This is a genomic window from Varunaivibrio sulfuroxidans (genome assembly GCF_029318635.1).
Lineage (GTDB): Bacteria > Pseudomonadota > Alphaproteobacteria > Rhodospirillales > Magnetovibrionaceae > Varunaivibrio > Varunaivibrio sulfuroxidans.
This window is the reverse complement of sequence record NZ_CP119676.1, coordinates 382,238-397,317: the sequence shown is the minus strand read 5'-3', so window position 1 is coordinate 397,317 and position 15,080 is coordinate 382,238. Positions and strand designations below refer to the sequence as shown.

The window sequence follows — 15,080 nt, the reverse complement described above, 5'->3', positions numbered from 1 at the left end:
GTTATGGCGCACGCCATTGACGCGGGATTAACACTTTTTCGCTATACGGGAAGGTGATGAAACACAAATTTCCCTTTCGCTTTTTGCTAACGGTCGTTATGGCGGCTTCGGTATTGTCGATCGTTATCGCCATCCGTTCCCAGAACGCCCACGCCGCCATGCGATGCGTGCAACTTTACCGCCAGCAAGGCGGCGAAGGGCTGGTTAATCGCTGCAGCGCCTGTGTCGTGGCCAAGGTGATGCGCATCCGCCCCGGCGCGGCGATGGGACAATTCCCCACCAACCGTGAATACACCCTGCCCGGCGGCGCACGCCAACCACTCTCCTTCCTGGGGCCGGGGGAGACCCGGATAACCGGAATTTCGCCATGTCCAACCGCCCCCTCCGCCGCGCCGATAACGCCCCGCACACCGACGCCACAAACGCTGGGAGGGAAAGCCGATGGACAGCGTTGCCTTATCCTCGGCCAACAAAAAGGCGTCGGCATGGTTATCGTCAACACGTGTGGGCAATGCCGCGTCGCCGCGATCGAGCGGAGCTACCCCGCGGGAAAAACGGCGCTCACCCAATATTCCGTAGAACCCCACAAGACCACGGCCCTCGCCGCCTTGGGGGCGATCCGCGCACGCATCGTCCAAGACGCGGCATGCCGTCAGTAACCCACAAAGATGCCCGACCTTGGTTTTTCCTAAGCAAAAAACGGGGCGCCTCGAACCACGAAGCGCCCCGTTTTATCTGAATTTATCGACCACCGACGAGCGGACTATTCCATCAAGGCCGGAAGTTTCGGCGGCGAACCTTTCGACGAACCGGGCTTTTTCGCCGCGTGTTTGCGCGCCGCCCCTTTAGGGGGCGCGGTTTCGGGATAAGCGAAAGTCAGTTTTTCATCTTCGAGGCCCAGGACAACCGTCCCGCCATGGGCGAGTCGCCCGAAGAGAAGTTCCTCGGCCAGTGGTTTCTTGATGTATTCCTGAATGACCCGGGCCAGCGGGCGCGCGCCATTGAGACGGTCATAGCCTTTCTTCGCCAACCAGAGGCGCGCTTTGTCGCTGAGTTCGATCGCGACCTGACGGTCGGACAACTGTTCCTCCAATTCAAGGATGAACTTATCAACGACGCGGCTCATGACATCGGTGCTGAGGCTATCGAAGGGAATCACGGCGTCCAGTCGATTGCGAAATTCGGGGCTGAACATCCGCTCGATGGCTTCGGTATCCTCCCCCTCACGCACGGTTCTCTCGAACCCGATCGCCGGTTTCGCCATATCGGCGGCTCCGGCGTTGGATGTCATGATCAACACGACGTTGCGGAAATCGACGCTCTTACCGTTGTTGTCGGTCAGCTTGCCGTGATCCATCACCTGCAACAAGATGTTGAACAGATCGGGATGCGCCTTTTCGATTTCGTCAAGCAACAGAACCGCGTGGGGTTGCTGGTCAATGGCGTCGGTCAATTGGCCGCCCTGATCGTAACCGACATAGCCCGGCGGCGCGCCGATCAGGCGCGAAACGGAGTGGCGTTCCATGTACTCGGACATATCGAAGCGGATCAGTTCAACCCCTAGGGTGTGAGCCAATTGACGCGCGACCTCGGTTTTTCCGACGCCGGTCGGGCCGGAAAACAGGTACGATCCGATTGGTTTTTCCGGCGCGCGCAGCCCCGCGCGCGCGAGCTTGATGGCGCCGGACAGGGCGTCGATCGCCGTATCTTGACCATAGACCATACGCTTGAGATCGCTCTCCAAGGTGCGTAGCGCCTTGCGGTCGTCGCGCGAGACGCTTTTGGGCGGAATTCGTGCGATCTTGGCGACCACCGCCTCGACGTCCTTGACCGAAACCACCTTGCGGCGCTTCGCCTTGGGCACCAGCATCCGTGACGCACCGACCTCGTCGATCACATCGATCGCCTTATCGGGCAGCTTGCGGTCGTTGATGTAACGGTCGGCCAATTCAACGGCGCTTCGAATGGCGTCGTGGGTATAACGTACCTGATGGTGTGTTTCGTAATAGGGTTTCAAACCACGTAGGATTTTCACCGTGTCCTCGACCGAAGGTTCGTAAACGTCGATCTTCTGGAAGCGGCGCACCAAAGCGCGGTCTTTTTCGAAGTGTTGGCGGTATTCCTTGTAGGTGGTCGATCCCATGCAGCGCAACGCGCCGTTGGCCAAAGAGGGCTTTAAAATGTTGGAAGCGTCCATCGAGCCGCCCGAAGTCGCCCCGGCTCCGATCACGGTGTGGATTTCGTCGATAAATAGGATGCTGTCGGGGGTCGCTTCAAGTTCCTTGATGACGGCTTTCAGGCGTTCCTCAAAGTCGCCACGGTAGCGCGTTCCGGCAAGCAACGTACCCATATCAAGCGCATAAATTGTTGCTTTTTCAAGAACTTCCGGGACGTTTTTCAAGTGAATGCGCCGCGCCAACCCTTCGGCGATAGCGGTTTTTCCGACACCGGGATCGCCGACATAAAGAGGGTTGTTCTTGGTGCGCCGGCAGAGCACTTGGATGGTGCGCTCAACCTCGCCTTCGCGGCCGATCAAGGGATCGATCCGCCCCTCCGCGGCGCGCTGATTGAGGTTGACGCAGTAGGCGGTCAACGCCTCCTTGCCCTGCTTGGCGACATCTTCCTCGCCACTTTCCGGATCCGCTCCACCGATGGGGCGAGGTTGAGATTGTCCGGGCACCTTGGCGATGCCATGGCTGATATAATTAACCGCATCCAGACGCGTCATTTCTTGCTCTTGCAAAAAGAAAACGGCATGAGATTCCCGCTCGGTGAACAAAGCGACCAGCACATTGGCGCCGGTAACCTCTTCTCTACCCGACGACTGAACGTGGATAATAGCGCGCTGAATGACACGCTGAAATCCCGCCGTGGGTTTGGGTTCCGCCGCTTGGCTCGAACTTAGAGGGACCAACTCCGTCTCGATGAATTCGAGAACTTCCTGACGAACGCGATCGACATCGACACCACAGGCGCGAAACACCGCCACGGCGTCCAAATCCTCGCTCAGGGCCAGAAGCAAGTGTTCCAAAGTCGCGAACTCGTGGCCATGCTCCCCGGCGTAGCCCAAGGCGCGATGCAGCGTTTGTTCTAAATTTTTCGAAAGCATCTGTCGGACCCTCGCTGGCTTGAGTTACATCAATCGTCTTTTTCGATCGTGCATTGCAACGGATGTTGGTTTTTCCGCGCTAAATCGACCACCTGCGTCGCCTTTGTCTCCGCGACTTCGAAAGTAAAAACGCCGCAAACACCGACTCCACGCTGGTGAACATGAAGCATGATCTTTGTGGCTTCTTCATGGCTTTTGCCGAAAAAGCGCTCCAAGGCATGAATGACAAATTCCATCGGCGTATAGTCGTCATTCAGCATCAGTACTTTATACATGGAGGGCTTTTTTGTCTTTGCACGTGATTTAACCACAATCGCCGTATCCAGACGGTCGCCATCATGGGGTTTATCTGAGCCGCTCACGTATATGCACTCCACTTAAACATTGGATTTTCGTCATTCAAACTTTGGTCCGTATAACGCAGTATACGAAAAATCACGCCCCGGGAAAACGCCCCTCCGCACAGGCCATGGAAAAGCCTCCGCCATCGGCGTCTTTCTGATGTATGGACATTTTATCCAAAAGATAGGGGGTGGTAAAAAAAATGCGTCCGAAGACCGAACATCCCCGGACGCAGCCCGGACGCAGCCGGGACGCTGATGGAACCTCCGGAAGTCGGGGTTCCGTATTGTGCGTACGCCCTTCAGGGGTGTCGAGGCGTTGTCGTGGGTTTGTGGCGTGCGCCCGCCATCTCCTCGCTATGAGGGTCCCGACTTAGGGGGCTTAGGGCGTCCAGGGCCGTCACGTTGGAAATTTTCGACAAATCCTGAGTGGTTTGAATCCAGCGTTCCACCCCATCTTGAATAAGCGATTTCTGCATCTCCATGGCGTCCTTTGGCGACGCGCATTTCAACAGGCGCGCACTCGCTTCGACGCCCTGGCCCAACGATTTATAGGCAAAATCCCAGCACTGAGCCTGAAAATCCTGGACCCCCATGAACACTGTCACGCCACTCTCCAAAACGGCGTCCACGTTGGCGCGCCCAAAGGCGAAAACATCTCCTACGGACATCGCCGCCTTCCCTGAATCCCCCTTGGCTGCCGTACGGGACGACGCCGCCTTGCGGGAAGTAACGGATGGCGCCGTCTTGTTCTTTTGGGGGTTCTTTTTCGGGGTTGCTTTCGCCGCGCCCTTTTTTGGGGCGGCCACGGCCTTGCCCGCCGCCTTTCCCGCGGCGGCCTTCGTACCGGTTGTTCTCTTCGCCGCCGAAGCCTTGTCCGTCGGCGAAGTGGCGCTCGCCATAGTCTGGACGGCCCGCGCCGCGGATGGGCCTTGAGCCGGGCGTGAAGCCTTTGAAATTGGTGCGGAGCGCGTTGTCTGCTTACGCCCCGCGGCGGCGGCGCGCTTTTTCGGCCGCGAGGCCGCGTCACCCCGTTGGGGCGTCGTGTTCGACACGGACTTCGGCGTTTCCTCTACGTTGCCCGTCCCCAGAGGACGCGCCCCGATGGGAGGGGCGGTACGATTTCCCTGTGGCGAGGCCGCCGCTGAGGACGAAGCGGGTTCGTCCGCCGAACGGCCTTGCCCACCCCCATTCGAGGGCGTCACCACGGTGGGAGGCGACGGCTCTTCCTTAGGCGCAGGGGCGCTCGCCGAGTGCGTATCGAGACGATTAACGGCGCTGTCGGCGTGCCCGGAGGGTTCATTTTTCGGGTACGACGTCGGCGTTTTAGGGGACGAAACCATAACGAAATCTCCTGAAAAATTGTGCGGTTAAAGGCGGTTGGTCAAAGCGATTGACGTTCTTTCAAGATGTCCACGTCCCCCCTTGGCGCGCCCCAAGACTTACGTCAAAGGGGTATCCTTCCATAAATACCCGAAACACGCCATGCTCAGCGGCAGCCGGCTAAACCTGGACCAACACCAAGACACGCCACCTGCAACTCAAGGTAATGATAAAACAAAGACACACACCAAGCAATAAATTTGTGCGACGCAGCATATTGATAAACTTACAATAAGGCATTGTTTTCAAATAATATAACATAAATATTCCCCTCGAACCCAACACCTGACGTTTGATCATCCAGGGATTTTATGCACAAAAATCGCTCTTCGGGAAAAACGTGTCGGGTCCATTTATCGAGTCACTTTGTCAAAGGTCATCCAATTTTTTTTGACCAAGGCATTAACGCTTTGTTGACGACGCCTTATGCATAATGACACCCTGATTAAGCGTCTTTGTCGTAGGGGTGTCTCATCTGCGCGGTGAGATCGCACAATAGGCGTCCGGAAAGAAACCATAGAAGGCGAGGTTCATGTCGGATCTTCGCCGTCGAGTCAGGGAAAAGGGGGTCGCCTTGAGGGTGATGGCCGACGTAGTGACGAAGCGATATGCGGCTCCCTCCTCTCAAGCGGGTCCGCTTCGCGGTGAAAACGCCGTCCCGCGCACCAATCTTGATGCGCGACCGCGCCGTCGCCATCGGCGAGGACTTTTGCGAGAACTTTTCTCGGCGACACATATTCAAACCGCCTTCTTTATCTGTCTTATCGCCGTTTACGCCTTAATTTCCGCCCCTCAACTCGCCGCCGCGCGTTACGCCTCGTTTATCATTGACGTCAATACAGGCAAGGTCCTCCACGCCGTTAACCCCGACACCCGCAATTACCCCGCGTCGCTGACCAAGATGATGACCTTGTATCTCGTCTTCCAGGCCTTGGATCAGGGGCGCTTACATCTTAACGAGAAGCTCACCGTATCGCGCCATGCCGCACGCCAACAACCTTCGAAGCTGGGCTTGAACGCCGGTGAAAAGATATCCGTGCGCGACGCCATTCGCGCCGTCGCCATCAAATCGGCCAACGATATCGCCGTTGTCTTGGGTGAACGTTTAGGGGGTAGTGAACGCAAGTTCGCCTTGATGATGACGGCCGAGGCCCGAAAATTGGGCATGAAACGCACAACTTTCAGGAACGCTTCGGGGCTACCCAACCGCGGACAAATGAGCACGGCGCGCGACATGGCGACATTGGCGCTGGCGATCATCCGCGACTATCCCAAGAAATATCATTATTTTTCCGAGGAAACCTTCAACTACGATGGTTCCACGTTCAGGAATCATAATAAGTTGTTAACCACTTACGATGGCATGGATGGCGTGAAAACGGGCTATATTCGGGCATCGGGGTTTAATTTGGTGGCCTCGGTGCGCCGCGGCGGCACCCGCCTCATCGGCGTTATTTTCGGCGGCAAGACCTCCCGCAAACGCAACGCCCAAATGACAGCGATATTGAACCGGGCGTTCGCCAAAATCGATCGAGGGCAAACACAAACCGCGTCACGGCGCCGCACCAGGGGTGCCGAGAAAAAAATGGCCCGCGTGAAAACGGCCGCGCCCGATGTTCGAACGTCCCCACGTTGGGGAGTCCAGGTTGGCGCCTATAAACGCTACGATCCGGCGTTCGCCATCGCCACGAAAGCCGTTGACAAGGCCCCCCGTTCGCTCACCGACGGTACGGTTAAGGTCGTCCCTCTACGCGCGCGTGGCGGACCCGTTTACCGGGCGCGTATCGTGGGATTAAGCAAACGACAGGCCTACCGGGCCTGCCGAACGTTAAAGAAAAAAGATGTGGATTGCATGACGTTGCGCCTTAAGAACTCCGTCGAGCTGGCCTCCAACTGATGGGTTTCTCCCACGTCCCGGCAACCTAAGAAATGAAACCATCGTCAGTCGAAGGTCGGTGGGCGTATTCCGCTTCGAACCAACTGATCGGTCAGGGCCTTTTTTAACCGGTCTAGGGCTGCATCGTCTTTCGCCTCGCAGCGCGCGACCAGCACCGGTTGGGTGTTCGACGCCCGAAGTAGCCACCAGCCATCGTCGTTGAGCACCCGTACCCCGTCGATATCGTTGACGCGAACGTCGGCGGCGGCGCGAAGACGTTCGCGGACTTCCTGAACGACCTGGAATTTACGTTTATCGTCGCATTCGAAGCGCAATTCCGGCGTGTTGACCATTTGCGGCAGGCGGTCGCGCAGTTCGGACAGGCTTTCGCCCCCCTTGGCGAGGACCGACAGCAGGCGCACCGCACCGTATAGGGCGTCGTCAAATCCGTAATAACGATGCTTGAAGAAAATATGCGCGCTCATTTCCCCGGCCAGCGGCGCGCCCGTTTCCTCCATTTTCGCCTTGATCAGCGAATGTCCGGTTTTCCACATCACGGGATGGCCGCCCAGCCTTTCGATTTCGTCGAAAAACACCTGGCTGGCCTTAACGTCGGCGATAATCACGGCGCCCGGCAGATCGGCGAGGACCTCGCGCGCCAGGATGCACATGATCTGATCGCCCCACAGTACGCGCCCCTGCCCATCGACCACCCCCAGACGATCGCCGTCGCCGTCGAAGGCGATACCGATATCGGCCCCATGGGCGGCGACGGCGGCCTTTAACTGCGCCAGATTCTTTTCCACGGTGGGATCGGGATGATGCGCCGGGAACAAGCCGTCGATGGTTTCGTTCAACAGGATATGGGCTCCCGGCAAACGCGACACCAAGCCCTGCAGGGCCTCGCCCGCCGCGCCGTTGGCGTTGTCCCAAACCACTTTAAGACCCTTGGTTGCGTCATAGTCGCCACTGACCCGCCGGATGTAATCATCCAACACGGTCTCGTCGCGCGCCTGCCCGATTCCCGCGGCGAAGGCCCCCGTCGTGGCGATATCCCCCAAGCGGGTGATATCCGCGCCGAAGAAGGAATGCCCTTTCATGACCATTTTCACGCCGTTGAATTCGGGCGGATTATGCGATCCGGTCACCATCAACCCGCCATCAAGACCGAGGTGGTGCACGGCGAAATAAAGCATCGGCGTCGGGCCCAGCCCGACGCGCACCACATCGACGCCGGCGGCGATCAGCCCGGCGCACAGGGCGACGGCCAGTTCGGGCGACGAAAGCCGCCCGTCATAGCCCACCGCCGCCGTGCGTCCGTTCTTTTCCCTCAACACCGTGCCATAGGCCCGACCGATCGCCGTCATGTCCGCCGGAGTGAGGGTTTCGCCGACGATCCCGCGCACATCGTATTCACGCAGGATGGTGGAATCGAAGGTGTGTTTTTGCGCCGCCTGAGATAGATCCATGACGGGGTTACTTCCCTTCGCCATGAAGGAGGGGAAGCGGCCTTCCGATGCAATGATAATCGAAGCCCGCTCGAACCATTTCGTCGGGATTGTAAATATTCCGCAAATCGACCAAAACAGGCGCGCGCAACAATGCCTTTACCCGTTCGAAATCAAGACCGCGAAACTGATTCCACTCGGTAATGATCACCAGGGCGTCGGCCCCCTCCATGGTTTCGTAAGTGCCGTCGCACCACACGACGTCGGGAAGGAGGGCTTTTGCCTCGCGCATCGCCTCGGGATCATAAGCGCGCACGGTAGCGCCGTTGGCCTGTAGTTGAGGTAGGATGTCCAGGCTCGGCGAATCGCGCATGTCGTCGGTGTTGGGCTTGAACGCCACGCCCAGGACGGCGATGGTCTTGCCCGCCACGGATCCGCCGCAGGCGGCGATTACCCGTTCGGCCATCGCCTTCTTACGCTTGGTGTTGATGTCGATTACGGTTTCGACAATGCGCAAGGGAACACCGATGTCACGGGCGGTGTGGGCCAAGGCCAAGGTGTCCTTGGGGAAACATGATCCGCCGTACCCCGGACCGGCGTGCAGGAACTTTTTACCGATCCGGCCGTCCAAGCCTATACCCTTGGCGACGTCCTGGACATCCGCGCCGACTTTCTCGCACAAATCGGCGACTTCGTTGATGAACGAAATCTTGGTCGCCAGGAAAGTGTTGGCGGCGTACTTGATCAGTTCCGACGTCGTACGCGAGGTAAATAGAATCGGCGTTTCGATCAGGTGCAGGGGCCGATACAGAGCGCGCATGACCTCCTGGGCGCGCGGGCTGTGGGTGCCGATAACGACCCGGTCGGGATGGGTGAAATCGCTGATGGCGGAGCCTTCGCGCAAGAACTCGGGGTTGGACACCACGTCGAATTGGGCGTCGGGGCGGGCCTCGCGGATAATCCGTTCAACCTCGTCGCCGGTACCGACCGGAACCGTCGATTTGGTCACCACGACGGTATAACCGTCCATCGCCGCGGCAATTTCCTTGGCCGCCGTGTAAACGTAGGAAAGGTCGGCATGGCCGTCACCGCGGCGGGTCGGCGTTCCCACGGCGATGAAGACGGCGTCGGCCTTTTTCACCGCCCGGGAGAGGTCGGCGGTGAACGACAAGCGCCCCTCGCGGACGTTCTTGGCGACGAGATCGTCCAAACCCGGCTCGTAAATCGGCATGACGCCCTGTTCGAGTTTCTCGATCTTAGCGCGGTCCTTATCGACGCAAACCACATCGACACCAAATTCTGAAAAACACGTCCCCGAAACAAGCCCGACGTATCCGGTGCCGATCATTGCCACGTGCATGCGCCGTACCCTCCTCTAATTGATCGTTAAAATTCATCCCCCCGCGAGGGGACGGCCAGTGTCCGCCTCACGCGCGTCGGCACGGAGGGACGCCACACGAAAAGACGGGGTATTTGTAGGCGAAGGCCGGGACACTTTCAAGCGCCGCGCATGCCCTTTGGGTTTCAGAGTCAAACGTATTTTTTCAACATGTTGCGTACGTCGGCACGGATGTCTTCATGCTCCAGGGCGAAAGCGATGTTCGCCTCGACGAACCCTCGTTTATTGCCGCAGTCAAAGCGGGTGCCCGTAAAGCGCACGCCATGGAAGGGAACGCCGTCTATCGTCCGCGCGATCGCATCGGTTAACTGAATTTCTCCGCCCGCCCCCTTTTCGTGGCGGTCCAATTGGGCGAAGACCTCGGGCTGAAGGATGTAGCGACCGATAATCGACAGGGTCGAGGGCGCGACATCGGGGGCGGGCTTTTCCACCAGTCCCTTCGCCTTGACCAATTCGCCGTCGTCGTCGCTGACGTCCAAAATACCGTAACGATGGGTCTGCTCGGGGGCGACGTCCTCGACCGCGACCACGTTGCCGCCGACACGCTGATAAACCTCGACCATCTGGCGAAGGCACCCCTTTTCGGCCAAGATCAGGTCGTCGGCCAAAAGAACCGCGAACGGTTCGTCGTTGATAAAGTTACGTGCGCACCACACGGCATGGCCCAACCCCAAGGGGGTTTGCTGACGGGTATAGCTGATTTGACCGGGTTTCGGCAAAAAAGCCCGCACGGAGCGCAGTTCAGCCTCCTTGCCGCGCTCTTCCAGGGTTTTTTCCAGCTCGAAGCTGCGGTCGAAATGATCCTCAAGGACGGATTTACCCCGCCCGGTGACGAAGATCACCTCTTCGATTCCCGCGTCCAGCGCCTCCTCGACGGCGTGCTGAATCAAAGGCTTATCAACGATGGGCAGCATCTCTTTGGCCATCGCTTTGGTGGCGGGTAAAAAACGCGTCCCCAATCCGGCCACGGGAAAAATCGCTTTGCGTACAGGCTTAATCATGATCTTCCCTTCATCGACGCCGAAGGCCTCAAACCATCCCCGGCGATGGGCTTGTCGTTTGGGTGGTCTTTGTGCCACAGCCGCCTCACTGTCCGCAAGTCGCCGGTGCGAGGCGGGCGATCAAATCAATCCCGCCCGGCGGGCGCGGGAAATCACGACCAGCGTATAAATCGTCTGAAACGCCACGAAAGGCGCGAAAACCCAAAGCCGCGCCGCGCCGTGAACGTGCACGAAAACAAGCGCCCCAATTCCCTGCGCCACGAAAATACCGTAGTGCGTCAGGGTGACCCGAGCATGAGACGCTCCCATGCGATTGGTAAGCTGATACAGATGCCCACGATGCGCCTGGGCGACGGGCTCACCCGCTTTCCATCTACGCGCGAGGGTAAACGCGGTATCCCAGATGAAATTAAAGAACAAAAGGGGCATTACCAGATAGGGTACGTGCGCGCCGTCGTAGCGCCCCGCAATAAGCGCCATCGCGGCGAACAAGAAGCCGAGGAATTGGCTCCCCGAATCGCCCATGAAAATTTTCGCCGGGGGGAAATTCCACACTAAAAATCCCAAACTGGCGGCGGCGACGATCCAACTGAGCATGTAGATGAAGTTGCTGCCCTCAAGAAAGGCGACAAGCCCGAACGCCGCGGCGCTGATCACCGCGGCTCCGCCCGCCAGACCATCCAGACCGTCCATGAAATTGAACGCATTGGTTAGCCCGACAACCCAAACCAGCGACACCGCTCCACCCCACCCGCCAAGGTTCACATGGCCGATCCCGGGCAGGGAAACCGTGCTAAGCCCCGCCCCGCTTAACACCAACGCCACCGCGGCGCCGGTTTGCACGAAAAGCTTGGCCGCAAACCCCAAACCGTGCAAATCGTCATAGATCGAAACCGCGGCGACCGCCAGCGCGGAGGCCAGAAACCCGATATAATAACCTTGGCTCAAGCGCGCTTCGCCGCCGACGAAAAACACCGTCAACAGGCCGATAAATACCGTGGCGACGATGGCGAGCCCCCCGGAACGAGGCGTCGGCGTGCGATGCGACGAGCGATGGTTGGGATGATCGATAATGCGCACTTTGCGCATCAGCACCCAGGTCAACAGCGCCGACAGCGCGAACAACGCGACGCCAAACGCCATATGCGACATCAAGGCCGAAATCGTCATTGTTCAGCCCACCGCACCGCCCACCGCTCCATTTGTTTTTGTTCGTTCTCCATCGTCGTCATCGCCCACAAGGCGCCCATCCTTTGCCACACCTCTACGCCTTCGCGCAACCTCATCAGTCTTGATCGCCCAGCAAAACATCCTTGGCGCGGTTGATTTGGGCCGCAAGATACGACGATCCCCCGTGATCGGGATGGAGGTTCGCCATCAAGCGGCGATACGCGGCCTTGATCTCCTCGGCGGACGCCGTTTCTTCCAGACCCAGAACCTTCAACGCTTCGCCACGCGCCATCTCGCCCGTCCGCGCGGCCCCGTCATTGCCGTATCCATCTTCGTTGTGATCCCGCCAATCCGGGTGCGCACGTTCGAGATAACTTTCCAAAAGCCGGGCGGAATCAAGATCGTCCACGCGCAAGGTCCCCAACAGTTTCAGAAGCGCCTCCAAGGGGAGCGTATCGAGGGCGCGGCCCCGGTACGCACCGGCAAGAACGACCCCATGCATCCGCCCCGTAAGATGGTCCAACTGCATACGAAGATAACTTGTTTCGATTTCGGAATTTTTTTCTTCACTCTTTTTTTCCCGCCCCCCGGCAAACGATTTCACCGCCCGGAAGGCCCCGAACAGGCGCATCAACCAGATCAATACGGCGGGCAGCGCGGCCAACGCCCACAGCAACCTCCCCGAAACCGCCAACACGATAATTATGGTGAGGCCAACCAACGCCACGGCAATCTTAAGGACCTTAAAAAGGTCCTTTGGGTCGGCACTGATGAACCAACGCCCCAAAAGAAACAACCCCAACGCAAGGGTAAGACCTAGAATGAGATAAGGCATGAGATCAGAGTCACTCCGATAAACGCATTGTGGGATAAGCGCGTTATGATCATTGTTTGGGCAATAAACGCACGAGGCGCAAGGCCTCTTCCCCGCCTTTTTTTCGCGCCGCGCGTTCCAATGCGGGCCTTCCTCCGGCGGCATATACGGCGACGGCTTTCAGCAACTCACGAAGCATGTTTGGGCTTTTCGCGTCGAAACGAGCGTAGACCCCGCCGGACAACCGAGCAACTTGCATGAAGGCCGACCTCGCCTGACCGTTTTCCCCCTCTTGAAAAATAAAAACCGGCACCCCCAGCAATCCCAGTTCGCCGGCCGTCGCGGCGACTCGATCAATATCTTCTTCAAAGCAATCTCCAACGAAAACTAAAGCATTTACAATTGACTGCTTAGTTTCATTTATGCAATGCTTTAATATCTTGGAAAGCTGCGTAGGGCCCGCCTGGCATGAAACCGACGCCATCAGGCGCACCAATTGATCACTGTCGTCGATCCAAGGGCTAACCTTGAATGTTCCATAGCCGCGATAAAACGCCAATTGAACGCGAAGCCCGCCGAGGTCCTTAGCCGCCAGGAACATATCACTTTGAATCCGAAGCGCCTGACGCCACGCTCCCTCCCGGCTGGCGGTGGCGTCCATGGCGAAAAGCATCCGCCCCTGGACGCCCGGTTCCGGGGCGCGTACGGGGACCCGCGCGACCTGTTCTAAGAATGCCTCGACGTCCGAAGACGACGATTTGGCCGAAGGCGTTTTATCTGAAGTATCGGACATCGCTCTCCCTGAGGGTATGGGGCGCGGGGCAAAAATCGACCTCGAACATTGAGGGGGGGCGCCGGGGCTAGGTCCTGACTCTAGGAAGAAATCACAAAACCACCGACCCCAATCATTACGGACCCCGCCCCACGCTTAAGCCGGAGCATGGCGCGTGGGCTTTTGAATACCGGACGAAGCCGGGCGGCCAACAAAGCGTAGCCGCTAAGCGTGGTGAAGATAACCCCCGAGATAACACCTGCCGCAATGGCGAACTGGGACAACGACACCGCGTGAAGGTCCATGAAGCTCGGCAAAAAAGCGATGTAGAAAATAGCCGCCTTGGGGTTGCCCAGCGTCAGCATCAAGCCGGACAAAAATCCACGCACCCTCCCCCGTTCCACGCCGACGCCGAGATCGGCCGCCTCTGCCTTGGTGCGCCATAAGGTGATTCCAAGGTACACCAAATACACCCCTCCGGCGATCTTGATACCCAGGAAAATCCCGGAAAATTCAGCGGCGATGTACGACAGACCAAGGACGGCGAAGGCTAAATAAACAAGATCACCCAGGGTCAATCCGGCGACGAAAATCAACGCGGGCCCAACCCCCTGAGTCAAGGCGCGGGCAAGGGTGGCGAAAACACCGGGCCCCGGTGTCAGCCCCAAAATAAAAACGGCCAAGGCCAAGGCCAAAATCGAATGTAGCGTCATGACGCCCTCCAGGAGAAAAATGCCACACCCCACAATGAGACTAGCGAAGCCTGCATAAAGGGGCCACCCCTAAACACAAAAACAAGAACGGTATCCGTTCGATCATTAGCCGATCTTCAACGCCTCGACCAAGGCGCGCACTTCTTGTCTGGCTTTGACGTGCGACATCGTGAAATCGAACTCGGGATCGGCGGCGGGCAGATCCATCAAGGTCAAGCCCTTGAGATACAATTCCCGGAAAATGACACGTTCACTGAAACCGTCGATCAGACGAAAACCTATTCTTTGGGACAAATCATGCAGCAACCGCGCCATATCGCGTTTGTTACGCGCATCCAGGGATGTCAAACGATTACGCATCACGATCCAATCCATGGACCCGCCGTCGCGCCGCGCGCGAATCATTTTTTGCCCCCACACCATTTCGGCATAATGGCTCGGCCCCTTAATCGTCATTTTTTCCGAATCGACGTGAGCCAGCACGTCCAGATCGACAAAACTGTCGTTCAAAGGCGTGATCAACGTATCGGCGTAGGAATGCCCGCATCGCCCCAAGACGCTATCGCTTCCGGGGGTGTCGATGACGATGATGTCGTGCGCACCGGCATATTTATCGATGATTTCCTGGGCGCGCTCTTCTTCCTCGCGTTTCGCCACCTCCCGGTCGGCGGCGGGACTGGGCTGTAAAACGCGAAATGTCGGTTGCGGCAACACGACGGCGTGACGTTCGGCGTAATTGTGGCGGTTGAGGAAATAACGCGAAAAGCTCGCCTGACGGACGTCCAGGTCGAGGGCGGCGACGCTGTAACCCAATTGCAGCAAATACACGGATACATGCATGGCGGTAGTGGATTTTCCGCTGCCGCCTTTTTCATTGCCGACCACAATAATATGCGCGTGTCTGCCCACCGGACCCTCATCTGAACGCATTGAGAAAAACTAGCGGCAATGTAATGATCTTCTTTAAATGGAGCAACACAAGCCTATCGTATAACACTCTTTTTATTTGGAACGACGGCACGGAGAACCCTTGGTCTCGGCGGCGCCCTTGACT

General features: G+C 58.1%; 14 protein-coding genes. 3 read left to right on the top strand and 11 right to left on the bottom strand.

The genetic code is table 11. The features are described 5' to 3' along the window. The first annotated feature begins 56 nt into the window (after positions 1-56). A complete protein-coding gene (locus tag P3M64_RS01730; RefSeq protein ID WP_132939560.1) occupies positions 57-659 on the top strand; it encodes a hypothetical protein in 603 nt (200 codons plus the stop codon). A 104-nt stretch (positions 660-763) separates the two neighbouring features. Here P3M64_RS01730 and clpA read toward each other — a convergent pair whose 3' ends face one another. The 3 genes from clpA to P3M64_RS01715 form a co-directional block, all read right to left on the bottom strand. Further along, positions 764-3,109, bottom strand: coding sequence for an ATP-dependent Clp protease ATP-binding subunit ClpA (clpA, locus tag P3M64_RS01725; protein WP_132939561.1), 2,346 nt, complete (start codon positions 3,107-3,109; stop codon positions 764-766). A gap of 29 nt (positions 3,110-3,138) precedes the next feature. After that, positions 3,139-3,471: an ATP-dependent Clp protease adapter ClpS gene (gene clpS / locus P3M64_RS01720; protein ID WP_407702163.1), complete on the bottom strand. Its 333-nt coding sequence runs from the start codon at positions 3,469-3,471 to the stop codon at positions 3,139-3,141. 281 nt (positions 3,472-3,752) lie between these two features. Then, positions 3,753-4,352 (bottom strand): phasin family protein, encoded by a 600-nt coding sequence (locus P3M64_RS01715; RefSeq protein ID WP_276157052.1) that lies wholly within the window; start codon positions 4,350-4,352, stop codon positions 3,753-3,755. A gap of 1,013 nt (positions 4,353-5,365) precedes the next feature. Here P3M64_RS01715 and P3M64_RS01710 point away from each other — a divergent pair. After that, entirely contained in the window at positions 5,366-6,730 is a 1,365-nt protein-coding gene (locus P3M64_RS01710; RefSeq protein WP_276157051.1) for a D-alanyl-D-alanine carboxypeptidase family protein, read from the top strand. A gap of 44 nt (positions 6,731-6,774) precedes the next feature. Here P3M64_RS01710 and pgmG read toward each other — a convergent pair whose 3' ends face one another. The 6 genes from pgmG to P3M64_RS01680 form a co-directional block, all read right to left on the bottom strand. Then, positions 6,775-8,178, bottom strand: coding sequence for a phosphoglucomutase/phosphomannomutase PgmG (pgmG, locus tag P3M64_RS01705; protein ID WP_132939563.1), 1,404 nt, complete (start codon positions 8,176-8,178; stop codon positions 6,775-6,777). A gap of 7 nt (positions 8,179-8,185) precedes the next feature. Continuing rightward, positions 8,186-9,517 carry a UDP-glucose dehydrogenase family protein gene (locus P3M64_RS01700; protein ID WP_132939564.1) on the bottom strand — a complete coding sequence of 444 codons (1,332 nt, stop codon included), beginning with the start codon at positions 9,515-9,517 and terminating at the stop codon, positions 8,186-8,188. 170 nt (positions 9,518-9,687) lie between these two features. Then, a complete protein-coding gene (gene galU, locus P3M64_RS01695) occupies positions 9,688-10,557 on the bottom strand; it encodes a UTP--glucose-1-phosphate uridylyltransferase GalU (protein WP_132939565.1) in 870 nt (289 codons plus the stop codon). A gap of 120 nt (positions 10,558-10,677) precedes the next feature. Continuing rightward, entirely contained in the window at positions 10,678-11,727 is a 1,050-nt protein-coding gene (locus P3M64_RS01690; protein ID WP_132939566.1) for a glycosyltransferase family 4 protein, read from the bottom strand. Between the two features lie 115 nt (positions 11,728-11,842). Then, the gene (locus tag P3M64_RS01685; RefSeq protein ID WP_165886362.1) at positions 11,843-12,562 is read right to left on the bottom strand and encodes a DnaJ domain-containing protein; all 720 of its coding nucleotides are present in this window, start codon (positions 12,560-12,562) and stop codon (positions 11,843-11,845) included. A 49-nt stretch (positions 12,563-12,611) separates the two neighbouring features. After that, positions 12,612-13,202: a VWA domain-containing protein gene (locus tag P3M64_RS01680; RefSeq protein ID WP_276157050.1), complete on the bottom strand. Its 591-nt coding sequence runs from the start codon at positions 13,200-13,202 to the stop codon at positions 12,612-12,614. Here P3M64_RS01680 and P3M64_RS01675 point away from each other — a divergent pair. Continuing rightward, positions 13,201-13,386: a hypothetical protein gene (locus tag P3M64_RS01675; RefSeq protein WP_276157049.1), complete on the top strand. Its 186-nt coding sequence runs from the start codon at positions 13,201-13,203 to the stop codon at positions 13,384-13,386. The two genes, P3M64_RS01680 and P3M64_RS01675, sit on opposite strands and share 2 nt — an antisense overlap. Before the next feature lie 28 nt (positions 13,387-13,414). On the opposite strand, the gene P3M64_RS01670 is transcribed toward P3M64_RS01675, so the two are convergent. Further along, a complete protein-coding gene (locus P3M64_RS01670; RefSeq protein WP_132939569.1) occupies positions 13,415-14,026 on the bottom strand; it encodes a LysE family translocator in 612 nt (203 codons plus the stop codon). Positions 14,027-14,131: 105 nt separating this feature from the next. Next, complete coding sequence (locus P3M64_RS01665; RefSeq protein ID WP_207893189.1) at positions 14,132-14,935, bottom strand: division plane positioning ATPase MipZ; 804 nt, start codon at positions 14,933-14,935, stop codon at positions 14,132-14,134. Between the last annotated feature and the right edge of the window lie 145 nt (positions 14,936-15,080).